We start from the raw sequence: 22,380 nt of genomic DNA, 5'->3' as shown, positions 1-22,380 counted from the left end.
ACATGGGCATTCGCATTACAGGTACTGGTCTTTATCACCCAGAAGATGTTATTACCAATGAAGAGTTGGTCGAAAGTTTAAATGCTTATGTGGAACAGTATAATCAGCTCAATGCTGACAAAATTGCAGCAGGTGAGCTTGAAGAACGTCGTGGCTCAAGTGCTGACTTTATCGAAAAAGCCTCTGGGGTAAAACGCCGTTACGTGTCAGAAAAAACAGGTATTCTGGACATTAACCGTTTACGTCCAAATTTGCGTGAACGCGGGGATGATGAAATTTCGCTACAAGCAGAATGGGGTGTAATTGCTGCAAAACAAGCCATGCAAAATGCAGGCGTGACCGCAGAAGATATTGATGTGGTGATTTTGTCTTGCTCAAACTTGCAGCGTGCTTATCCTGCGGTGGCGATTGAAATTCAAACTGCGCTTGGTATTCAAGGTTATGCCTATGACATGAACGTGGCATGTTCTGCTGCGACTTTCGGCATTAAGCAAGCGCATGATGCGATTAAAGCAGGTGCGCGCCGCGTACTGTTGGTGAATGTCGAAATTACCTCAGGTCATAACGATTTCCGTTCACGTGACTGCCACTTTATTTTTGGTGATGTAGCAACCGCTTCAATTTTGGAAGACACTGAAACCAAAGCAGGTTTTGAAATTTTGGACATGAACCTGTTTACTCAGTTCTCGAATAATATCCGTAATAATTTCGGTTTTTTAAACTTAAGTGAAAATGCAGATATTGACGATAAACGCTTCCATCAAGATGGTCGCAAAGTCTTTAAAGAAGTTTGCCCCTTAGTTGCCAAAATGATTACTGCGCAATTAGAAAAGAATCAGATTGCGCCAACCGAGGTGAAGCGTTTCTGGTTGCACCAAGCCAATGCCAGCATGAACGAACTCATTTTGAAATTGGTGGTTGGTAAAGAAGCAGCACAACCAGGTTTAGTACCTATTATTTTAGATGAGTTTGCCAATACTTCTTCGGCAGGGGTAATTATCGCTTTACACCGTACTGCACACGAAGTCGAAAACGGTGAATATGGTGTCTTGTGTTCATTTGGCGCAGGCTATTCAGTTGGCGCGATTTTGGTACAAAAACGTGATGCTGCATAAGCTTTGCCAAACCGTATAAGATCAGCAAACGCCTAAGTACAGGTATTAAAAAGTTCCTTCTCCTTCGGGAGAAGGCTTGGATCATCCGCGATATTCTCTTCACACAGACACATACAGAATAAAAACATCGAAAAACTTTATGAAAAATAATGCTTAGGTTAAGATGGAGCATCTTTTAATAGACCTATTTTGAAAACCTATGCAACCATTTGTTCTATATAACTCAGAGCAACGAAAAAAAGTTGAATTTGTTCCGCGTAAAGAAGGACATATCGACATGTATGTCTGTGGCATGACGGTTTATGATTACTGTCATATCGGGCATGCGCGGGTTATGGTTGCATTTGACTACATCATTCGCTTTTTGCGCAGTCAAGGTTGGAATGTGAAATATGTCCGCAACATTACCGACATTGACGACAAAATTATTAAACGTGCCAATGAAAATGGCGAGAGCATTCAAGCTTTAACAGATCGTTTTATTCAAGCCATGAATGAAGATGCGGCAAACTTAGGCTGTGTTGAACCTGATGCTGCACCACGTGCCACTGAATATATTGATCAAATGCAAAATATGATTGGTAATTTGGTCAATAAAGGCACAGCTTATCCTGCAAGTAATGGCGATGTTTATTTTCAGGTTGAAAAATTTGACAAATATGGCCGTCTTTCAGGTCGCAAGCTAGAAGACATGCAGGCGGGCGCGTCTGAGCGTGTTGATGTTGAAGTCGACAAAAAGCATCCATTTGACTTTGTTTTGTGGAAACATGCCAAAGAAAATGAACCATCTTGGGCTTCGCCGTGGGGCAATGGACGTCCGGGTTGGCACATTGAATGTTCTGCGATGTCGACTTGCTGCTTAGGTAATCATTTTGATATTCATGGTGGTGGTTCAGACTTAATGTTCCCACACCATGAAAATGAAATTGCCCAGTCTGAAGCATCAACAGGTGAGCAGTATGTAAATTACTGGATGCACGTTGGCTTTATTAATGTCGATGGCGAAAAAATGTCGAAGTCATTGGGTAACTTCTTCACCATTCGTGATGTGATGGAAAAATTCCATCCTGAAGTGATCCGCTACTTTATTGTGTCATCGCATTATCGTAGCCCTGTAAACTTCTCCGATGTAGCACTCAAAGAAGCCAAAACCGCATTATCACGTTTCTATCACTCATTTAAAGCTTATCAACAAGCGTACGGTACGCAAACAGTTGAGCAGTTAGATGAGGCTTTGGTGGAACGTTTTAATGCCGCAATGCGAGACGACTTTAATACAGCCGAAGCAATTGCAGTTCTGTTTGAAGTCAATAAAGAGCTGAACCGTTCAGTAAAAGAGCAGCAGGCAGATCAGGCGGCGGTGTACTATTCGACTTTGCGTCATTTGACCAATATTTTAGGTTTGGTGCAGCATGATGTTGACGAATTCCTGAAGTCTGATATTGGTCAGGACGCTTTAGGTTTATCTGAACAAGCCATTGCAGACTTCATTCAGCAACGTCAGGATGCCAAAAAAGCCAAAGATTTCGCCCGTGCTGATGAAATTCGTCAGTCTTTGCTCGATCAAGGTGTGGTCTTGGAAGATACCCGTCAAGGTACAGTATGGCGTCGTGCTGATTAATTGAGCACTTGGGAGCATAGAGAGTTGACAGTTGTATGAAATTCTCTATAATTCACTTCAATATTGCGGGAATAGCTCAGTTGGTAGAGCACAACCTTGCCAAGGTTGGGGTCGCGAGTTCGAGTCTCGTTTCCCGCTCCAAAATTTTAAAAAACGCTTATCGAAAGATAAGCGTTTTTTTATGGCTGTTTGTTACAGCTTGCTTGCAGTCAGCTTTATAGATGGGTTTGATCCATAATTTTTAGAGCATTTTCGTTGAAATATGCTTCTGAGCTAGTTCTATCTTTAGCTTTATCTGCAACTTTGAATCAATAAAATAAATAGCCTAAGCTCAAATATGATTGTTTTTCATTTGAAACTCGAGTCAAAAAGCGAGTTAATTAAAACAGCATACAAAAATGCGTTAAAACAAAAAACACACGCAGAATCAAAGTGTAGAATTGCATAGATATGCTAAAATTGCGAAAATTAAATGTGCTTCAATAAATCACTTTTATTGAGGTGTAGAAAATACTCAATTTAAGTTGAACGTTGAATGCCAAACATGTCAAATACCATTGATTTCCAATCTGTAGCCTTAGACACTTTAAGAATAGAAGAACAAGCATTACAAGTCTTGGCGACGCAAATTGATCAGCGTTTTAGCCGTGCCTGCGAAATCATGTTGCATTGCAAAGGGCGTGTTGTGGTCACAGGTATGGGAAAATCAGGTCATATTGGTCGTAAAATGGCTGCGACGTTTGCCTCTACAGGCACGCCGTCTTTCTTTATGCACCCGGGTGAAGCAGGGCATGGTGATTTGGGAATGTTGGTACGGGGTGATGTTTTAATTGCCATTTCCAACTCCGGCAAAAGTGATGAAATTATGATGTTGATGCCACTCATCAAACATCTGGAAGTTCCTCTAATCACAATTAGCGGTGATGATCGCGGGCCGATGCCACAAAATGCTGATGTCGCTTTAACATTAGGCAATATTCAGGAAGCTTGTCCACTTGGTTTAGCACCAACCTCAAGTACGACTGCAACCTTGGCATTAGGTGATGCATTGGCTGTAGCGTTACTTGATGCACGTGGTTTTACTGCCGATGATTTTGCTCGTTCACATCCTGCAGGCGCTTTGGGTAAGCGCCTGTTATTGCATGTGAAACATTTGATGCATACCGGTACAGAATTACCTAAAGTTGCACCAGATACACCAATGAACAAAGTGTTATACGAAATTTCAAACAAACGTCTAGGTTTAACCACAATTGTCGATGAAAATGACGTCTTGTTAGGCATTTTCACCGATGGTGATTTACGACGTTTAATTGATAAACAACAGGGCTTTGATGTGAATTTACAAGTTGGGCAAGTGATGACTCAACATCCTGCAACGATTTCACAAGAAGCACGTGCAGTTGAAGCTTTAGAGCAATTACGTGACCGTAAAATCAATCAGTTTGTGGTGGTGGATGATGCCAATAAAGTCATTGGTGTGATCAGTATGCATGACTTGATTCAAGCAGGGGTAAACTAAACAATGGCATCTTATATTTTATTAGAGCAAGCGCGTCATATTGAAGCTTTGGTTTTAGATGTCGATGGAATTCTAAGTGATGGTTTTGTCACCTTAACCAACAGCGGTGATGAAATTAAATCATTCGATATTCGTGATGGTTTAGGTATGAAACTGGTGCAACAAGCAGGTGTTAAAGTCATTATCATCACGGGTCGTAAAAGTAATATTGTCGAAAAACGCATGTCCGATTTAGGTGTAGATTTGGTCTACCAAGGACGTGAAGATAAAGGCACTGCATTGCAGGAAGCCTGTGCCAAGTTAGGTTTATCACCTGCAGATTGTCTCTATATGGGCGATGACTGGCCTGATCTTTCAGCGTTTTCGATTGCGGGGATGAAAGTCACAGTGCCAAATGGACATATTGAAGTGCGTCGTCGTGCCGATTTAGTCACACAGGCCATGGGTGGGCGCGGTGCGGTACGTGAAATCTGCGATATGATTTTAACCGCCAAAGGTGTGTACCAAAGCTTACTTGAAAAATATCTCAGCATCCCTCATTAATTAAGTCATACATTCAAAGGTTTGAGTTACAGCCCCACTTATGGATACTAAAGTTTTATACGTTACTGCGATTGCAATTGCAGCTGTAAGTGGTGGTTATTACTATTACAGCGGTAAAGGCAAAAAACTGGAAACTGACGCTGCTCGCTCTATGACTTATAGTGCAGAGCAAATTCATCTGACCCAAACAGATGAGCAGGGCAATTTATATGTGCGTGCGCAAATTGACCGTTTAGAGCAAGACATGCAGCAAAAAACCTCTAAGCTGGAAAATTTGAATGCCTCTATGTATAAAGCGGGCGCGGTGGATGCCACTTTTTTTGCTAAACAGGCACAAGGTTTTAATGACAATGAAAAGGTTGTGTTGTCAGATCAAGTGCTAGCAACCAAGTTACTCGCTCAAGGCAAACTGACGCTTGAAACAGTCGAGTTGAATGTGTTTCCTAAAACACGTGAAATCAGTACCGAAAAACAAGTGACTGTACAATCTCCACAGGCTGATTTTATCAGTCAGGGCTTAAAAGCCAATTTAAATGACGGGCAATACGAATTTTTTAATATTCGAGGAAAGTATGAACCATAAATCTAAGCTTACAGCTCCTAAAGCGTTGATAAAACAAGCAGCACTTGTGGGCTTGGCGGTGCTTTCATCGGCAGGTGCATGGGCAATTCCGTCAGACCGCAGTCAGCCTATTACTTTATTGGCAGACCGTGCGACCTTTAGTGAACGTACTGGCGTCACCACTTATACAGGCAATGTGGTGATTGAACAGGGCACCATGAAACTGCAGGCAGATTCGATTGTTGCTAATCTGAACAGCAAAAAAGAAATTAGTGTCATTACGGCAACGGGCAGATCTGCGCAATTCCAGCAAAAGACTGATCCAGCCAAAGGGCTTGCCAAAGGTCAGGCGCAAAAGATTGTTTACAATGCTGAAACAGGCATTATCACCTTAACGGGTGGCGCACTTTTAGAGCAAGATGGAGCCAGTATTCGTGGTAATACCTTGCGTTATAGTATGAACAAAGGCGATGTTGAAGCGATTGGTACACCGAACAAAACTGGTTCTGAAGCGGGTCGTGTAAAAATTGTGATTCCACCATCAAGTTCAAAATCATTCCCGGGAGCGCGTGATTAATGGATCAAACGAGCGCAGCACAGGACAGCGTCCAGCACGGTCAGCAGACTTTGTGTATTAAGCATTTAGCCAAAAACTATAATAAGCGCTGGGTGGTTAAAGACGTTTCATTTGAAATGAAAAGTGGTGAAATTGTCGGGTTACTTGGGCCGAACGGTGCGGGTAAAACCACCAGTTTCTACATGGTTGTGGGTTTGGTGCGTATGGATAAAGGCGAAATCCATTTAGATCAACTGGATTTATCTGACCTTGCCATGCATGAACGTGCGCGTAAGGGGATTGGTTATTTACCGCAAGAAGCCTCTATTTTCAGAAAGCTGACCATCGCTGAAAATATTATGGCTATTTTAGAAACCCGCAAAGATTTAAATAAACAGCAACGTCAGCAGCGTTTATTAGAATTGCTGGCAGATTTTAAAATCACGCATATTAAAGATTCATTAGGGATGAGTGTGTCGGGTGGCGAACGCCGTCGTGCAGAAATTGCCCGTGCTTTGGCAGCAGACCCTAAATTTATGTTGTTAGATGAGCCTTTTGCAGGGGTCGATCCTATTTCTGTCGGTGATATTAAAGATATCATTCGTACCTTAAAAGATCGTGACATTGGCGTATTAATTACCGACCATAACGTCCGTGATACTTTAGCCATTTGTGAACGTGCTTATATTGTTAGCGAAGGTTCAGTCATTGCAGAGGGTACACCGCAAGAAATTCTGGAAAATGAAATTGTGCGTGAAGTTTATTTGGGTGAAGACTTTTTTGTTTAAAGCTTGAATGTTCTAATCGTTATTGGTTTTCGTATGCTTACTGCATAAGTTGTAGAACAGAAAGTCGTGTAAACATTATTTAACCTTCTATACCTTTGAGGATAGAAGGTTTTTTCATGGTGGTTATCAGTCCAAATAAGCTATAACTCTAAATACGTTAGAGCGCTAAACACGTTATAATTATCAAGTTTTTATTTAACTGGTTGATTGATCTGGAGTGTTATGCCATTTACCATTGCTGCGCCCATCACTTTTGAAGAAGAAATTAAAAAAAGTCGATTTCAGGCAATTGCTGTGCCTGTAGATAATGAGCAAGCGGTAAAAACTTTTTTGGAACAGCAGCGTGATTCATCTACCACACATCAATGTTGGGCATGGAAAATCGGGCATCAATTACGTTTTAATGATGATGGCGAACCTTCAGGTACGGCAGGACGTCCTATTTTAGCCACGATTGAAGGCAATGAGTTGACTAATGTTTTGGTGTTGGTGAATCGTTGGTACGGCGGCATTAAATTGGGCACAGGCGGCTTGGTACGTGCCTATGGGGGATGTGCAGGGCAATGTTTGGCTCTAGCAGAAAAAATAGAACTGATTGAAAAAAAGACCGTGCAATTTTCCTGTCATTTTAATGAGTGGGCAATTTTACAATACGAGCTAAATAGTCAGCAGATTGAGTACAGCGAAGACTACACCGCCGAAGGCGTGTTGGTAAAGGCATTCATGCAAGTCGATCAAATAGACCCTTTAAAACTAAAATTACAAGATATTAGCCGTGGGCGTGAACAACTCAAAATCCTTGAGGATGATCAAGATGACTGAAGCAAATTCACCTGATCCATTATCGAAGTACCGTGAGCAGCATAAACACCGTTTAAACTACATGCCGTGGTTATATTGGTCATTAAAACCTAAACATCGTGCTTGGGCAGAAGCTTGGCAGCAGGAATATCAAGCTTATTTAATGGCAATGGAAACGGTAGAGATTGGCAAAAACTGTTTTATTTCACCATTGGCACATATTTTTGCAGAACCAGGACGTAAAATCAGTATTGGCGATAATACCTTTATTGCAGCCGATTGTACTTTGCATGGCCCTTTAGAAATTGGCAATGAAGTCGCGATTAATCACCACTGTATTTTAGATGGTGGCAGAGTTGGAATTAAGCTTCATGATCAGGTGCGTATCGCAGCATATTGTCATTTATATGCATTTGATCATGGCATGGCTTTGGATCAGCCCATTTATCAGCAAGCGGTGCGTTCACAGGGCATTGAAGTTGGTAAGGATGTTTGGTTAGGTGCGCATGTTGGTGTTAAAGATGGGGTGAAGATTGCGGCACATGCAGTCGTTGGTATGAATAGCATGGTCACCAAAGATGTTCAGGAGCGGGAAATTGTGGTAGGAAACCCTGCCAAATTGATTCGTTATCGTGAGTAAATACGATGCAGCAAGGCTAAATCTTTAAACTTCATTACATTTTTTCATGTCCCTGCAACACGAGTTGTGTTAAGTTAAAAATAACAACTAAAAAATAGCCTGCAAAAGGCAGTAAGAGAGGCAATAATGAAACGTGTAATTGCTTGTATTGATTCTTCGCCTTGTATTAATGCGCTTGCTGAAGCTGCTGCGTGGATTGCAACACAAACTCAACGTGAATTGGTGTTATTACAAGTTTTGGATTATTACCCCGCCAGTTATCATTTGGGGGAAATTAGTGGCGTGATTGGTTTTGAAAGTAATGCGATGTTACTCAAAGAATTAGCTGAGTTGGAACAAAAACAAAGTGAATTAGCACTCGACTATAGCAACAATTTATTGCAGCACATTTCCAATATGATTCAGGAAAAATATGAAATTGTACCTACTCAAATTCAAGAAAAAGGCGATTTTCTAGAACAAAGCTTCAGTGTGTTGAATGAAGACGATATTGTGGTGATTGGACGCGTGGGCGAAAAATCTGCTGAACGCAATAAGGCTTTAGGGAGTAATGTCGAAAACTTTATTCGTGGTGCAAATTGTACCGTGATGACTGTGGGAGAGCATTTTAAAGCACCAACCCGCTTTATTTTTGCTTATGAATATTCCCCAACTTGCATCAAAATGATGAAGCGAATTGCACAAAGTGATTTGCTTAAATTACTGCAATGTCATTTGCTTTATGTGGGCGATCATCCTGAAGTTTTAAATGAACCTGCAGATTTTTTAACAGCAGCGGGTTTAGATGTGGTGGTTGAATATCGTTATGGTGATGTAGCTGAAAATATTTTAGATTATCAACGTGAACATGGTATCCAGTTGATTGTACTAGGGGCATTTAGCCACAGTAAAATTCATCAATTTTTCTTGGGAAGCATTACCACCAATATTTTCCGTAACTCAACTGTTCCTTTGATGGTGGCAAAGTAAAAATCGTAAATGATTCAAAAAAGATCATTTCAAAAGATTGTTTAGTTGAACTGATGTAAATGCTTGCTGACTGTCCATGGTTATCCGCATAATTTGTGGATAACTGTATGGACAGTATATGTAACATTATAATATATAATGTAAAATTGCTTTAGGTTGTTTTTTAACCTTGTGTGGACTTTACTTTACAATCGCTAAAGCAAAGCCATCATGTCCTTTGCTGCCTACAGTTTGTAATGCTGTGCACGATAAAATTCGCGAATGATTTTGCATGGCTTTGAACATGTCACGAATCCCTTCAATGCTTGGTTTGTGATTGTCAGGATTTAAAATTTCCCCTGCACGAATTACATTGTCTAAAAAGATAATTGTACCTGAGCGTGAAAGTTTAAGACTCAGTTCCAAATATTCAGGATAGCTTTGTTTGTCGGCATCAATAAAAATAAAATCAAAAGCTTCAGTATCTTCTGGCAGAGCTTTTAGAATTTCTGCAGCACGACCAACTTTTAATTCAACCTTTTGTTTTAATTGAGCGCGGTCAATATTTTCCTGTCCCAAAGCTGCATGGGTATCACGTCCTTCAATCGTGAGTATATAACCATCTTCAGGCAGCGCACGTGCTAGCCACATTGTGCTATAAGCTGCGAATGTGCCCAATTCCAACACACGTTTGCATTGATTCATTTGAATGAGCATTTGTAGCAACATGCCCTGATTTGCCGCAACTGCAAGGTGATCTGGAAAACCTTTGGCATCGGTATTTTCTAAAGTTTGCGTCAAAACTGGGTCTTCGGGAATTAAATGTGATTCGATATAGTGATCGATATCCGTCCACATTTGTTGCATAGCGTGCTCACCTTTGTTGCGATGTGTGCATTGTAAACTTTTCTGCTCAGAGTGCAATTTATTCGCGGAATGGAGCAGGTGATAATCTATTTCGCAATAAAAAAAGAGGTCAATTTGACCTCTTTAGGATTTAATTCTAAACAACACTGAATTAGAAATTACACATAGATGAATGGCGGCTTAAATCTGGCCCCCAAGTTCGATAACCTTGTGTATCAATATGAATTTGTCCTGAAGCGTATAAGCCTAAGCCCATGTTTAAACTTTGACCATATTGCTGCCAGAACTGACACAGTCTGTATTTGGTACTTTCAATATAGGCATAGTCTTCGGCATTCGGGAATTGTGGCCCAATTCTAAAATCAATGGCTGAGTTAAATAAGTGACGCGATGAGTTCGCACCACCTGCACATTGATTCAGTGGTAAATCTCGATAGACAGAAGTGACTTCAAAATCAGTTAAGACTTTAGAGGCGACCAAATATTTAAATACACGCAAGGTAGGCACCTGATTTTGCCACAATTCACGACTTGGAATCATAAATTGCGAACGTCCACAGCGTTGCCAGTCACGTGCGGTACGCATTAATTCAAAACTTGGAATAATATTGCCAACACCGTTGTGTTCCAAGAAGCGTTCATATTCACGAACTTGGCGTAAATTGTCACTCACTGCCACCCATGCATTATACGAATAAGGCACAATTTTAGGTGCTACCTGACGCTCATAGGTGATTTTTTCTTGAGGAATGAAAATTCGTTTTCCATCGGGCGTGGTGATCGTTGTTGTTCTGTTTGGGGTTGAACTACAGGCAACCAAGATAACGGGAACAATGCTGAACGAAAACAGCGCCTTGAAAAATTTCTTCATTAGGCAAATCAGATATTTATTTAAAGTGGCAGTATTCTAATCGAAAATGCTGGTTAAAATTTGAAAATATTGCAATCAAATGTGTGTTTTAGGTATAAAAAAAGATCAGCACAGGACTGATCTTTTTCACAACAAGACGAACTTACTTTTCTAAGTATTGTAATTTGTCTGGTTTGCCATTCCATTCTTCACGATCAGCAGGTTGATCGCCAATTTGTGTAATGTTTGGCCAAGTCTGTGAAAGTTCAGCATTTAGCTCGATAAACACTTCCTGACCTTCTGGTAATTCATCTTCAGAGAAAATAGCGTTGGCAGGACACTCTGGTTCACATAATGCACAGTCGATACATTCGTCTGGATTAATGACAAGGAAGTTCGGACCCTCGTAGAAGCAGTCTACAGGACAAACTTCAACGCAGTCTTGATATTTACATTTAATACAGTTTTCAGTGACAACAAATGTCATGGCGACAGCTACCTAAAAATATGGTTCTAATTCAGAATAGTCTATTTTAGGCAAAAATCACTACAACTAACAATCGCTTTTACTGATATTTGATATAGACAGTGCTGCTAAATTTGATAAAAAAGGGATAAAACCATCAAAAAAACTTATAAATGACAAAGACTCTCAATTGAGAGTCTTTGTTTAGCTCAAATTTTTTAGAAATAACAGCGGCTAAGCGTTCAATTGTTCCTTTAAAGCATACAATTGTTCCAGCGCTTGTCGTGGCGTTAAATTATCGACATCTATACTGCGTAATAAATCTAAAGCAGGTGATGGTTTTTCTACCTCTATTACACGTTCAATCACTTCTGGTTCAGCTGAGCTTGTTGCTGGTGCAAATAGGTCATCTTGAACGGCTAAATTGACATTTTTGTGCTGCTGTATTTCTAAAATTCTTAAACGGTTTTGCGCTTCTTTAATCACATTGGCTGGAATGCCTGCCAATTTTGCCACTTGCAAACCGTGACTTTGGCTTGCAGGACCTTGTTGAACTTTGTGCAAGAGAATCAGGTTGCCATTCATTTCTTTGGCGGTTACGTGGTAGTTATCCACCCCAGATTCTTTGCTTAATTCGGTCAATTCAAAATAATGCGTTGCAAATAGGCATAAACATTTGATGCGTTTGCTTAAATCCAACACACATGCCCATGCCAAAGATAAGCCATCGTAGGTACTGGTTCCGCGACCAACTTCATCCATCAGCACCAAAGACTGTGAGGTTGCATGGTGTAAAATTTGTGAAGTCTCAGTCATTTCGACCATAAAGGTCGATTTACCTGTCGATAAATCATCGGCAGAACCAATACGGGTAAACACGCGATCAATAGGACCTAATACGGCTGTTTGGGCAGGCACATAACTACCACAATAGCCAAGTAGGGCAATGAGTGCGGTTTGACGCATATACGTTGATTTACCGCCCATATTCGGGCCAGTAATAATTGCCAAACGATGATTGTAGTCGAGTAAAGTATCATTCGGTGTAAAGGCGGTTTTACTCAAGGCCTCAACAACAGGATGACGTCCTGCAGTAATTTTAATTCCAATTTCAGGGCTATATTCAGGGCGTGCCCAATTGCGTAAACGTGCTTGATGGGCAAAGTTTGCCAATAGATCAATTTGTGCAATCGCGCTGCTCATCATTTGTAATTGAGCAATGTCTTGGCGTAATTCATCCAATAGCATTTCAAATAGCATCTTTTCACGGGCTAAAGCACGGGACTCGCTAGACAGGACTTTATCTTCAAAACTTTTTAGCTCTGGGGTGATGTAGCGTTCTGCATTTTTTAAAGTTTGACGACGGATATAGTGTTCAGGTGCTTGCTCGGCTTGGGCGCGAGTGAGTTCAATGTAGTAACCACTGACACGGTTGTAGCCAATTTTTAACGTTGGGATACCGCTTTCTTGGCGCTCTTTGACTTCTAAATCAATCAGGAATTGCCCCGCATGATCACGGATTTTGCGTAGTTCATCGAGTTCACTGTCAAAACCCTCTGCAATGACATTGCCATCACGCAATAGTACAGGTGGGTTTTCTACAATTGCCTGCATCAGCCGTTGATGCAGTCCATGAAAATCGCCCAGTTCTTCATTCAGGTTTTGAATGAGTGCGGATTGTTGTGCAGAAACAATGGGCTGTAAGGCATGACGCAAATAGGGAATTTGCGCACAGGCCTGACGTAGTTGTACCAAATCACGTGGGCGTGCGCTACCGAGTGCGACACGACTCAGCACACGTTCAATATCACTAATTTCTTTCAGTACCAAACGCACAGGCGACTCATGGTAACCTTGTATTAAGGCTTGAATTGCATCCAGTCTTGCATCTAACAATGCCGTGTCACGCAAAGGTTGCATCAAGGTACGACTCAGTAAACGGCTACCCATGGCAGTTTGGCAATCGTTAATCAGTTGGAATAAAGAAGTGCCGTGTTCAAATAATGGTTCAACCAATTCCAAATTACGTCGGGTCACAGGATCAAGCGCAATAAAATTGCTGCTTTGTTCTAATTGAATACTGCGAATATGTGGTAAAGCCGTTTTTTGGGTTTCTTTGGCGTAGTGTATTAACGCTGCCGCTGCTGCTTTGGCTAAGGGCAAATGATCAATACCAAAACCTGAAAGTGTCGATACAGCAAACTGATCACAAAGCGTTTTTTGCGCATTGTTTAGGTTGAAATCGACATTTGGGCGTTTGGTCACAGGGCAGTCAAGTTGCTTTTTAACCTGTTCAATAATATTCGGATCGACAATATCTTCATCGACCACAATTTCGCTTGGCATTAAACGAGAAAGTTCAATCGCGAGTTGTTCAGGCAAATAATCCATTTGCTGAACTTTAAAAATCCCTGCACTTAAATCCAGCAACGCGATACCAATTTGGTTTTGCTGTAAGCATAAAGAGACCAAGTTGGAAGATTGATGACTGTTGAGCAGGGCATCATCGGTGAGCGTACCAGGGGTGATAATCCGTACCACTCCACGCTCTACAGGACCTTTGCCTGTTACCTCGCCAATTTGCTCACAAATTACCACGGTTTCGCCTTTTTTAACCAAGCGAGCGAGATAACCTTCGGCAGCATGATACGGTACGCCTGCCATTGGGATAGGTTTGCCGCTGGTTTTACCTCGATGGGTGAGGGTAATGCCTAAGAGTTTGGCGGCTTTGTGTGCATCATCAAAAAATAATTCGTAGAAATCGCCCATGCGATAGAACATTAAAGAATGTGGATGTTCCATCTTCACCCGTAAGTATTGCTGCATCATTGGTGTGTGTGAAGATAGATCAGCCATGATATTATTGGTGTTCATGGTGCTTAACTCCTTTATTTTTAATGACTTTAGCAACAGCTATCATAAGTGAAATATCCGAAGGCGTAGGAAGAAATTTAACCAAATATGGCCCAAGCTAAAACATTAGTGTAGGTTTTAGTGTAGGTTTGTATGGTTTAAACTAGCCATGGTTCCATGATAATTATGGGAACAAGGGCAGGTTGAAAGGATAACAAATAATTTAATCTTTCTGTGAGGTTTGAAATGGTTCGGGCAATAGATCAACAATCAATGCTAAAAAAGGCACTCTCAGCCAAAGCAATTGAAAAGATGAAAGTTGGTGATCCTGATAAAGCAGATATCGGTGAAAATACAGGGTTGCGTGTGCATTGCGGAAAAACGGGGATTAAAACTTTCTTTTATCGTTACCGTAGCCCAGTTGATGGCTCTATCAAGCAATATAAGATTGGAACTTTCCCACACGTTTCGCTAGCAGAAGCACGTATTGAACTCGCCCACTTAAAGCTAGAAAGAAATAAGGGTATATGTCCGAAGCAGAGAAAAGATCAGGAGAAACTTCAATTTAAGGCTGAACAAGAACTTGTAAAAAATACAATGCCCCAATTCACTGTACGTGAAATGGTTGAAATGTATTTGACAGAGGTCATTGAGGATCATTGGATTACAGATGCTCGAACAGGTGAAAGAAAAAAGGTCTTAGGGGTGCGTAAACCTAAAGGTCAGGATGAAGCACGTCGTACTTTATACGGTGATGCTGTAAGAGTGTTGGGAGATTATGTTGCTACAGATGTTACTCGTAAAGATGTCGTAGATTTAGTAAAAGAAATTATTGATCGTGGTTCTAATGTGCAGGCTGGTCGGGTGATGTCAGAATTAACTTTGGCTTATGAGTATGCTATTGGACTAGAAAAGTTTCCCTCTACCTTTGTTAATCCTGCTTTATTGGCAAAGATGAGCATTAAGCAATCAAGGCTGAAAGTAACAAGTAAGAAAGGTACTCGTGTTTTAAATGATCAAGAATTAAAAAAAATATTGGCATGGCTACCAAGATCGGGATTTACTCCGAACCAAAAGAGTATTTTATATTTGGCACTTTGGACAGGTTGCCGTACGGGGGAGTTGTGTGAAGCTAAATGGAGTGATATCGATTTTGATAAACGTACATGGCATTTGAAAGCCTCTAAGAATGGTACGGAAAGATATGTTCAGCTCTCTGAGCAATGTGTCAATTTTTTGCAAAAACTTTATAAGCCCGATCAGGTCTATTTATTTGCCTCATATCGTACTGGGTTGCCAATTCAGCAAAAATCATTAACTGAGATGAAGTGGCATCTCAAGAATTCAGATAAAGTGGATAAGAAATATCGTCCTGAGCAGTTGTGGTTAACAGATATGGATGACTGGAGTCCGCATGACTTGAGGCGGACAGTTAGGACTGGATTGTCTAGATTGGGGTGTCCTGTGGATGTTGCTGAAGCGGTTTTGGGGCATTCAAAAAAAGGAATTGAAGGAACGTATAACTTACATGATTATGAAGATGAATGTGCGGAATGGCTGCAGAAGTGGGCTGATCACTTGGATAGCTTGGGTATTTGAATTTTATTGTGATCTTATTTTTCAAATTTCTGCATAAACATTAAAAAGCTAAATCCCATTCTTTCCTATCTATATCCCTACTGAGGTTTAACAATCACCTTTGGTGGTGATCTTGCCTTGGCTAAATTTAAGTTCGATGAGTTTCAACGTCAAATGACTAATTTATATAATGGCTTTAGTCTAAGAGTCTTTGTATGAATAATAATTTTTATAGATATGAAGATAAATGGTGAATTTACTGAATAAAATTGATATTAATACTGAATAATAAATCTGAAAAGTTGTATGCCACATGCTAAATAGGCCTTCTGAAGAAAAAGAGCATAATTTTATAAAAATTTCTAAGTTGGATATGTACGATTTGTTGAGAAATCGCTTCTATGTGCGGTCTGCTGATTTACAAATGGGAGGCTGGCGAAAGGAAATTCTTTTTTTTCAAGAAACTTTTTCTGTAATACAAAATTACGATGTATGGCTCAGTACATTGCAATATGCGTACGTCATAAAAGCTAATGAATATTCAGAATTGAAAGTTTTACAACAACCGGATGTTGAGAAGGCAACTTTATCGTTATGTTACAAATCAGAATTGTTACCTGAGTGCTGGGGATTGGAAATTCCAGTTTTTAGGGTTTTTTTAGAATTATTAAAATTAGCAGAAAACGAAGTAAATTTAGAGACACAAAGAAGTCTATTGAGTCTTTTCAAAGATGTTGGTAGAGGGAAAAAACTTCTTGATGTACCCAAAGAGGCTGTTGAGGGTACTATTAATAGCTACATAAATATCCATAAAAAAATTCAACCTTTAGTAATTGACCAAAGTCCTTTATCTGAGATTTTTCAGTCCACTTATGATGAGGAGAAATTTTTTAATTATTACAATGGGTGCTTAGATGAATTAGGGAGTGTATATGTTCTATGTTTAGATATCCGCCTGTACATCCCAAGTGCTCGTGATCAGTACAATTATGAAGATGTGTTTCATCAGTTTAAAGATCAAATATCAAAAATATATGAATTAATTGATGGTACTGAGGATTTGTTAAGTTGTGTATCAAGACTTGAGCCGATGCAAGAAGTAGGTCTAAATTTACATTGTGTATTAATGTTTGATGGTCGTACACCTATATCGCCAGATGGTATTATTTCTCAATTGGAAAAAAAGATTAAACAACAAATTTTTCCGTTTAATTTTAAGATAATCAATTGGAATACTACTCTTAGTCGTTTTATGAGTAGTAAGGCAGTTGGAGAAATAAAAAAGAAAAATAATAAGTCTAGATATGACTGTTGGTATTGGGTCTATAGCTATGTATTTTCTGTGGATCAAGTCATCGGGTTTAAATTTAAAAATAGTTTTCAAAGTCTGAGAATTTCATGTAGTCATATAGTAAGTTCGCGATTCTTTGTTTCAGGGCGTTGGGAAAAAATGGTTTCATCGGTAAACCCTCCGAAAATGTTCGAGGTGGCTGGTTTAATCAAGGCAGATAAGGCATTTTCGCGTTCGCACCTTCCACCAGTATCAAAACAATATTTAGACATTGTTGACTTAAAGTATCTTCTTTATATGCGGTTGAACTTGCCGACCCTAGAACTAGTAAGTTACCTAAGTAAGTCTTCAGTAGAAAGCAGGATAGTTGAGGTAGAGGTTTTTTGTGAAACATTGAAAATGGATTCGCCTGAATTGTTCTATAGCTCATTGGTTTTTGGAGAAGATGTCTCCGCTTCTCTATATTTTAAAAGCCTAAGCCGTATAGGACGCATGTGGTTTAGCTTTTTTAATCCACTTAGTGTCTTTAAAGAACCTTTGTTTACAGTTGATCAGTTGCTTAAATCGGATAACTGTCAAAAATTTACTGCATTTTTCAAGAAGTATCAGGAAGAGTTAGAGCACTTAGCAAATCAACCAATCACGAGTGATACAATACGAAGAACAGAAAAAATACTTGCTGAGCTAAAAACAAGCTTGGATGTTGAAGCTCACATTAAAAACTTCAAAAAAATGCAAAGTAAATTTGAAGAACATTGTGAATATTTTGATTATCTACTTGCAAAAGATGTATTAGTTACTCGTATGCATCTTTGCTTTACATCCCCAGAACGTATACTAGACAAACAAGAACAAGCAAAAATTTTAACGGAGTTTCTACGGGTAGGACGTTCTGCCAAGCCTTTGCGGTGGTTAAGAGGGTATATACTCAGATGGGATGAGAAATATGACAAAAGTTTGTATGCTGACCTGACGCTATTTTTTGAGTATGGTGAGAAGTTGCAGAATCAAAATATTCATGAAGACGTTAAGTCTTATTTGGATAGTTTTGTTGCTAAATGCAATAATGAATTGCAAAGTAAAAAGCCCGTTCAACCAAATGAGGTTGAAACGGAAAAGACCATAGCCAAGAAAGAAAAGAAACCCATTTTGGGGGAGGGGGTAGAGATAAGATATGAATTAGAAATACAAGAAATATCGAATAAAGTTGCAGAGTTATTAAAAATACCGTTAAAAATAGAAGCAGGTAATAATCCTGTGAAGGTAGCTTTTACTAAGCTGTACCTTCCATATATATACTATTTAAGTTTGTTTTTGCCATTACAGAAAGATGAAAAAAAGATCAAACGTTTTACAACTGGTCGAATTCCCCGAGCGGAGCTAAAGTCTTCAAATAAAAAGCTTGAACCACAGGAGGTTGAAGAGCTTGAACTGCAGGAGACAGAAGAGCTAGAACATAAACAGACTCAAGTGGCTGATGATCCTAATAATCAAGCCTTAGATGGGAAATGAGCTGCTTAACTTTAGCTTTGTGAAAGTTTGGTCATTTTACACAATTTGTTGGTTAAAATGATTGGGTCAGGTGGGATTTAATGGGGATTTTTATTGTGTCTGGTAATCCATTTAGTTGGTATTTTATCTTATTAAAATATCAACTAATCTATTGATCTATAATAATTTTAAATAAATCAGACTTTACTGGTGGTTACACTGTATGTGTTCTTAAAGCTAGCTAAGCAGTAGCTAATGGCATACGAGATGATGATATGGAGGTAATCTAGAAAGAATTTCGATAAAAAAATACTCAAGGGACAGATGGGATGGTGAAGAATCTTCTAGGAGTAAACCATGACACCATCTTCTATCAAAAACGTATCAGAATCCAAAATCCTATTTGCCATTGAAGGCTTTATTCTTGAAATCTACCAATTAGGCTTTAGAGAGGAGTTTAAATCAGATTTTAAAGAGCTATTGGAGCATTTTGACAGAATCTATAATATTGATTACCACTATTGTGACTACTGTGCTGTATTTGTTGAACTGAAATCCCTTGTTGATCAGATTCGTTATGATCCCTACTGCAACCATGATTGGCACAATTATAACTTCGTACTTGATCTGAACAATGAACAATTAAAAGAGCTTGAACAGCTGATTAAAAAGCGTAAGGGTGATATTCAAAAAGAATTAGTCCAATTTTATGCTCAAGAAAATGACAACACTACGAGCCTTGAAACATATGCTTCTCAGCTCTTTAAACATTATTCCAAACTGCTAATTGTTAGAGTGGATTTGGGGTATAGAAATGATGCTAAGCATGAAATCACAATAGATCGCTTTTATCGTGATTTTGAGAAAATGAGAAATCGGTTAGCAAATAAAGACACTATTTTCAACAATCTTCATGGTTATGCTTGGGCTTTAGAGCAAGGAAAGGGTCGGGGATACCATGTGCATATGCTATTAATTTATGATGGTTCTAAAGTTCAAAAAGGCTCGTATTATGCAAAGCGGGTGGGTGAAAAGTGGGTTGAGCTTACTGAAGGACGTGGTACTTATTTTAACCCGCATAATAAACAGTATATTGATGAATTGAAGTTGAAAGGTTGTGAAATAGGTCTGGGCATGGTTTCCAATAAAAAGGACAATGATTGGGAGAGGCTACATTCGGTTATTAGATATTTCACGGCTTGTAATAAGGATCTCCAACGACTTCGTGTGAAAAATGAAAAAAATATGCAAACTTTCGGTAAGGGGCAGTATGGCAACAGTAAGCGTAGGGGGATCGGGATCAAGACAGCGTAAAGAAATAGCTTTGACTTATACATTATTAGCTAAAAAAGCTATTTTAATGTTTAAGTTTGGGGGGAGTTTAAGCGTTTACACAGTTTTATTTACAGTCTCCCACCTAATTGAAAGAAATTTCACTTATATAACATGATGATGAATACACAAACAGAATGAATAGATTGTATCAATCAATTCGTTCTTTATATATCCATCTACCAAAGGCCGCTAGGTTATCATTCTCGTAAAGGGATGATGCCTAGCGGCCTTTTTTGTTTATAAGGAATAATCAAATGGCACATCAAATTGAACAAATGGCATTTGTAGGACAAACCCCTTGGCATGGTCTGGGCAATCAACTCAGCCAAAACCAACCGATTGAAGTTTGGGCAAAGCAGGCAGGTATGGACTGGCGCATTGAGTCCTCCAATGTCAGCTACATGGCTCAAAACGCGCGTGGACAAAGCATTATCATGCCGTATGAAGAACAACGAGTACTGTATCGTTCAGATACGCATGCAGCTTTATCGGTGGTGAGTCAGCGTTATCAGGAAGTCCAGCCGATGGAGATTCTGGAATTCTACCGTGATCTGACTGAACAATCAGGCTTTGAACTGGAAACCGCTGGTGTCCTAAAAGGTGGCAAGAAGTTCTGGGCGTTGGCACGTACAGGACAAACCGCAGAACTCAAAGGTGGGGATGTCAGCAATGGCTATATTCTGCTGGCAACCGCATGTGATGGCACTTTAGCCACCACCGCACAATTCACCAATATCCGTGTGGTGTGTAACAACACTTTAGCCATTGCCTTGCGTGGGCAGAGTTCCAATACAGGCGTGGTCAAGGTACCGCACAGTACCAAGTTCGATGCCGACAAGGTTAAAGATCAACTCGGTATTTCAGTCAAAACATGGAACGAGCATATGTATGAAATGAAACAGCTCACTCAACGTAAAGTCACCCAGAAAGAAGCAGCAGCTTATTTTGATGCGGTATTTAACAACAATAGCCTAAGTGCGATGGAACAGGAGGATAACATTATTCAGTACTACCGTAATGTTGCATCCCAAGCCAATACACAGCCCAATAAAACTGAACCGAATGGACGTGCCATGACCAAAGTCATGAATATGTTTAATGGGCAGGGACGTGGAGCAGACTTATCTTCAGCCAAAGACACTGCTTATGGACTGCTTTGTGCGATTACCGAGTTTGTGGATCACGAACGTCGAGCGATGAGTACCGATCACCGCCTTGACTCTGCTTGGTTTGGTGCAGGCGCAGCATTGAAACAACGTGGATTGGAACAAGCTTTACACTTGGCTGTTTAAGCTTGATTTAATCTTGAGATTTTATCATCAGGGCATGTGATCCGTACGATCAAGTGTCCTCCTAATCAACGATCCCTCTTTGCCACATCTTTGGATGTGGCTTTTTTTATGCCGTTTTTTTAGAACCTATTCAGATGAGGAACAGCACATGAACCAAAACATAACCACAATACCAACAGTAAATCCCACCACTTTAATCACCACTAATCCAACTGCTGTCGCTGATTCAGGACAGCTACATCCACCACAAGGCCCTTCAAAACGCAGCTTAAATGCCAGACGTCTGATCAACACCAAACAGCTGGACTATCAGGCATGGCTTGAAGTGCGTAAACAGGGGATTGGCAGCAGTGATGCCGCAGCCGCCTGTGGCTTGAATCCTTATATGTCGATGTTGGAACTGTGGATGATCAAAACAGGACGGGTACAACAAAATATTGAAGATGAAAGCTCAGGACATGCACCTTTATATTGGGGCAAGCAGTTAGAACCCTTGGTCGCAGAATATTACAGCATGCACACCAACCATAAAGTTCGTCGGGTAAATGCGGTACTGCAGCATCCTGATCCTGACAAAGCCTTTATGTTGGCAAACTTGGATTATGCCGTGGTGGGCAATGAAGACGTGCAAATACTGGAATGTAAAACTGCAGGGGAATATGGCACCAAACTGTGGCGAGAAGGTGTGCCGTTATACGTGTTGTGTCAGGTACAACATCAACTGGCGGTAACAGGCAAGCAAGCGGCACATATTTGTGTGTTGCTGTGTGGACAGGAAACTAAAATCTACAAAGTCAGTCGTAATGAAGCTTTGATTGAACAGATCATTCAGGCAGAACGGTTGTTTTGGGAATGTGTTGAAAATGACGTTCCGCCAGCAGTGGATGCCAGTGAATCGGCAGCCAAAGCTTTACAACAGCTCTATCCTGAACATACCCCACTGAGCTGTGTTGATCTAACGGAGGTCGAACTTGCTAATCAACTGTTTGATCAGCTGATTGAAGAAAAGAAGCAGGTTGAACAACACCAAAGTCAGTTTGACCTACTCAAACACCGTGTTCAGGCACTGATGCAAGAACATGAACGTGCTGTCTTTCAGCAAGGTTCAGTGACATGGAAAAAGAGCAAGGACAGTGTCAGTCTAGATACCAAGTCCTTACTTCAGCATCAACCTGAACTCATTCAACAATACCCGCTGCAAAAAGCAGGTGGTCGTCGTTTCAATATTTATGCTGAGGCCTAAATCCACAGTCTCGATTTA

Annotated in this window: 19 protein-coding genes and 1 tRNA gene; 16 read left to right on the top strand and 4 right to left on the bottom strand. The window is 40.1% G+C overall.

Annotated elements, in window-relative coordinates; genetic code table 11:
• Positions 1-2 precede the first annotated feature (2 nt).
• The 11 genes from FTV41_RS05325 to FTV41_RS05275 all read left to right on the top strand — a co-directional run bounded on the left by FTV41_RS05325 (position 3) and on the right by FTV41_RS05275 (position 9,117).
• A complete protein-coding gene (locus FTV41_RS05325) occupies positions 3-1,115 on the top strand; it encodes a beta-ketoacyl-ACP synthase III (protein WP_004973062.1) in 1,113 nt (370 codons plus the stop codon).
• Between the two features lie 199 nt (positions 1,116-1,314).
• Positions 1,315-2,736 (top strand): cysteine--tRNA ligase, encoded by a 1,422-nt coding sequence (gene cysS / locus FTV41_RS05320; protein WP_154320668.1) that lies wholly within the window; start codon positions 1,315-1,317, stop codon positions 2,734-2,736.
• Positions 2,737-2,801: 65 nt separating this feature from the next.
• Positions 2,802-2,877: transfer RNA gene (locus tag FTV41_RS05315), tRNA-Gly, on the top strand.
• A gap of 403 nt (positions 2,878-3,280) precedes the next feature.
• Entirely contained in the window at positions 3,281-4,258 is a 978-nt protein-coding gene (locus tag FTV41_RS05310; protein WP_004973067.1) for a KpsF/GutQ family sugar-phosphate isomerase, read from the top strand.
• A 3-nt stretch (positions 4,259-4,261) separates the two neighbouring features.
• Positions 4,262-4,801 carry an HAD family hydrolase gene (locus FTV41_RS05305; RefSeq protein WP_004973069.1) on the top strand — a complete coding sequence of 180 codons (540 nt, stop codon included), beginning with the start codon at positions 4,262-4,264 and terminating at the stop codon, positions 4,799-4,801.
• Between the two features lie 40 nt (positions 4,802-4,841).
• Positions 4,842-5,384 (top strand): LPS export ABC transporter periplasmic protein LptC, encoded by a 543-nt coding sequence (lptC, locus tag FTV41_RS05300; RefSeq protein ID WP_004973071.1) that lies wholly within the window; start codon positions 4,842-4,844, stop codon positions 5,382-5,384.
• Positions 5,374-5,940: a lipopolysaccharide transport periplasmic protein LptA gene (gene lptA, locus FTV41_RS05295; protein WP_179996245.1), complete on the top strand. Its 567-nt coding sequence runs from the start codon at positions 5,374-5,376 to the stop codon at positions 5,938-5,940. The genes lptC and lptA overlap by 11 nt, the downstream gene beginning before the upstream one ends.
• On the top strand, positions 5,940-6,707 hold the full coding sequence (lptB, locus tag FTV41_RS05290) for an LPS export ABC transporter ATP-binding protein (RefSeq protein WP_154320669.1): 768 nt from the start codon (positions 5,940-5,942) through the stop codon (positions 6,705-6,707). The genes lptA and lptB overlap by 1 nt, the downstream gene beginning before the upstream one ends.
• A gap of 222 nt (positions 6,708-6,929) precedes the next feature.
• Entirely contained in the window at positions 6,930-7,529 is a 600-nt protein-coding gene (locus tag FTV41_RS05285; RefSeq protein ID WP_096900925.1) for a YigZ family protein, read from the top strand.
• Positions 7,522-8,148 carry a DapH/DapD/GlmU-related protein gene (locus tag FTV41_RS05280; protein WP_004973079.1) on the top strand — a complete coding sequence of 209 codons (627 nt, stop codon included), beginning with the start codon at positions 7,522-7,524 and terminating at the stop codon, positions 8,146-8,148. Before FTV41_RS05285 ends, FTV41_RS05280 begins: the two co-directional genes overlap by 8 nt.
• A gap of 126 nt (positions 8,149-8,274) precedes the next feature.
• A complete protein-coding gene (locus FTV41_RS05275; RefSeq protein WP_179996244.1) occupies positions 8,275-9,117 on the top strand; it encodes a universal stress protein in 843 nt (280 codons plus the stop codon).
• Between the two features lie 180 nt (positions 9,118-9,297).
• Here FTV41_RS05275 and FTV41_RS05270 read toward each other — a convergent pair whose 3' ends face one another.
• The 4 genes from FTV41_RS05270 to mutS all read right to left on the bottom strand — a co-directional run bounded on the left by FTV41_RS05270 (position 9,298) and on the right by mutS (position 14,153).
• Entirely contained in the window at positions 9,298-9,963 is a 666-nt protein-coding gene (locus FTV41_RS05270) for an O-methyltransferase (RefSeq protein ID WP_136144534.1), read from the bottom strand.
• Between the two features lie 151 nt (positions 9,964-10,114).
• Positions 10,115-10,834 (bottom strand): D-Ala-D-Ala carboxypeptidase family metallohydrolase, encoded by a 720-nt coding sequence (locus tag FTV41_RS05265; RefSeq protein ID WP_004973092.1) that lies wholly within the window; start codon positions 10,832-10,834, stop codon positions 10,115-10,117.
• 142 nt (positions 10,835-10,976) lie between these two features.
• Positions 10,977-11,300, bottom strand: coding sequence for a ferredoxin FdxA (fdxA, locus tag FTV41_RS05260; RefSeq protein ID WP_004973093.1), 324 nt, complete (start codon positions 11,298-11,300; stop codon positions 10,977-10,979).
• A gap of 213 nt (positions 11,301-11,513) precedes the next feature.
• Entirely contained in the window at positions 11,514-14,153 is a 2,640-nt protein-coding gene (mutS, locus tag FTV41_RS05255; RefSeq protein WP_179996243.1) for a DNA mismatch repair protein MutS, read from the bottom strand.
• Between the two features lie 225 nt (positions 14,154-14,378).
• On the opposite strand from mutS, the gene FTV41_RS05250 reads away from it, so the two are divergent.
• From FTV41_RS05250 to FTV41_RS05230, 5 genes are all read left to right on the top strand, one after another.
• A complete protein-coding gene (locus FTV41_RS05250) occupies positions 14,379-15,731 on the top strand; it encodes a site-specific integrase (protein WP_179996242.1) in 1,353 nt (450 codons plus the stop codon).
• 292 nt (positions 15,732-16,023) lie between these two features.
• Complete coding sequence (locus FTV41_RS05245) at positions 16,024-18,513, top strand: hypothetical protein (protein WP_179996241.1); 2,490 nt, start codon at positions 16,024-16,026, stop codon at positions 18,511-18,513.
• Positions 18,514-18,849: 336 nt separating this feature from the next.
• Positions 18,850-19,806, top strand: coding sequence for an inovirus-type Gp2 protein (locus FTV41_RS05240; protein WP_179996240.1), 957 nt, complete (start codon positions 18,850-18,852; stop codon positions 19,804-19,806).
• A 275-nt stretch (positions 19,807-20,081) separates the two neighbouring features.
• Positions 20,082-21,119 carry a DUF932 domain-containing protein gene (locus FTV41_RS05235; protein WP_179996239.1) on the top strand — a complete coding sequence of 346 codons (1,038 nt, stop codon included), beginning with the start codon at positions 20,082-20,084 and terminating at the stop codon, positions 21,117-21,119.
• A gap of 148 nt (positions 21,120-21,267) precedes the next feature.
• Complete coding sequence (locus FTV41_RS05230) at positions 21,268-22,362, top strand: YqaJ viral recombinase family protein (RefSeq protein WP_179996238.1); 1,095 nt, start codon at positions 21,268-21,270, stop codon at positions 22,360-22,362.
• Positions 22,363-22,380 lie beyond the last annotated feature (18 nt).

The sequence above is a fragment of the Acinetobacter sp. YH16051 genome (assembly GCF_013417135.1).
In the GTDB taxonomy this organism is placed as follows: Bacteria; Pseudomonadota; Gammaproteobacteria; order Pseudomonadales; family Moraxellaceae; genus Acinetobacter; species Acinetobacter towneri.
Note: the sequence above shows the minus strand (reverse complement) of the source record. Positions and strands in the feature narration are given on the sequence as shown.

Bases quoted from the DNA above. Each gene is read 5' to 3' on its own strand.
- FTV41_RS05325 (WP_004973062.1), top strand. From the start codon at position 3: ATGGGCATTCGCATTACAGGTACTGGTCTTTATCACCCAGAAGATGTT.
- cysS (WP_154320668.1), top strand. From the start codon at position 1,315: ATGCAACCATTTGTTCTATATAACTCAGAGCAACGAAAAAAAGTTGAA.
- FTV41_RS05310 (WP_004973067.1), top strand. From the start codon at position 3,281: ATGTCAAATACCATTGATTTCCAATCTGTAGCCTTAGACACTTTAAGA.
- FTV41_RS05305 (WP_004973069.1), top strand. From the start codon at position 4,262: ATGGCATCTTATATTTTATTAGAGCAAGCGCGTCATATTGAAGCTTTG.
- lptC (WP_004973071.1), top strand. From the start codon at position 4,842: ATGGATACTAAAGTTTTATACGTTACTGCGATTGCAATTGCAGCTGTA.
- lptA (WP_179996245.1), top strand. From the start codon at position 5,374: ATGAACCATAAATCTAAGCTTACAGCTCCTAAAGCGTTGATAAAACAA.
- lptB (WP_154320669.1), top strand. From the start codon at position 5,940: ATGGATCAAACGAGCGCAGCACAGGACAGCGTCCAGCACGGTCAGCAG.
- FTV41_RS05285 (WP_096900925.1), top strand. From the start codon at position 6,930: ATGCCATTTACCATTGCTGCGCCCATCACTTTTGAAGAAGAAATTAAA.
- FTV41_RS05280 (WP_004973079.1), top strand. From the start codon at position 7,522: ATGACTGAAGCAAATTCACCTGATCCATTATCGAAGTACCGTGAGCAG.
- FTV41_RS05275 (WP_179996244.1), top strand. From the start codon at position 8,275: ATGAAACGTGTAATTGCTTGTATTGATTCTTCGCCTTGTATTAATGCG.
- FTV41_RS05270 (WP_136144534.1), bottom strand. From the start codon at position 9,963: ATGCAACAAATGTGGACGGATATCGATCACTATATCGAATCACATTTA.
- FTV41_RS05265 (WP_004973092.1), bottom strand. From the start codon at position 10,834: ATGAAGAAATTTTTCAAGGCGCTGTTTTCGTTCAGCATTGTTCCCGTT.
- fdxA (WP_004973093.1), bottom strand. From the start codon at position 11,300: ATGACATTTGTTGTCACTGAAAACTGTATTAAATGTAAATATCAAGAC.
- mutS (WP_179996243.1), bottom strand. From the start codon at position 14,153: ATGAACACCAATAATATCATGGCTGATCTATCTTCACACACACCAATG.
- FTV41_RS05250 (WP_179996242.1), top strand. From the start codon at position 14,379: ATGGTTCGGGCAATAGATCAACAATCAATGCTAAAAAAGGCACTCTCA.
- FTV41_RS05245 (WP_179996241.1), top strand. From the start codon at position 16,024: ATGCTAAATAGGCCTTCTGAAGAAAAAGAGCATAATTTTATAAAAATT.
- FTV41_RS05240 (WP_179996240.1), top strand. From the start codon at position 18,850: ATGACACCATCTTCTATCAAAAACGTATCAGAATCCAAAATCCTATTT.
- FTV41_RS05235 (WP_179996239.1), top strand. From the start codon at position 20,082: ATGGCACATCAAATTGAACAAATGGCATTTGTAGGACAAACCCCTTGG.
- FTV41_RS05230 (WP_179996238.1), top strand. From the start codon at position 21,268: ATGAACCAAAACATAACCACAATACCAACAGTAAATCCCACCACTTTA.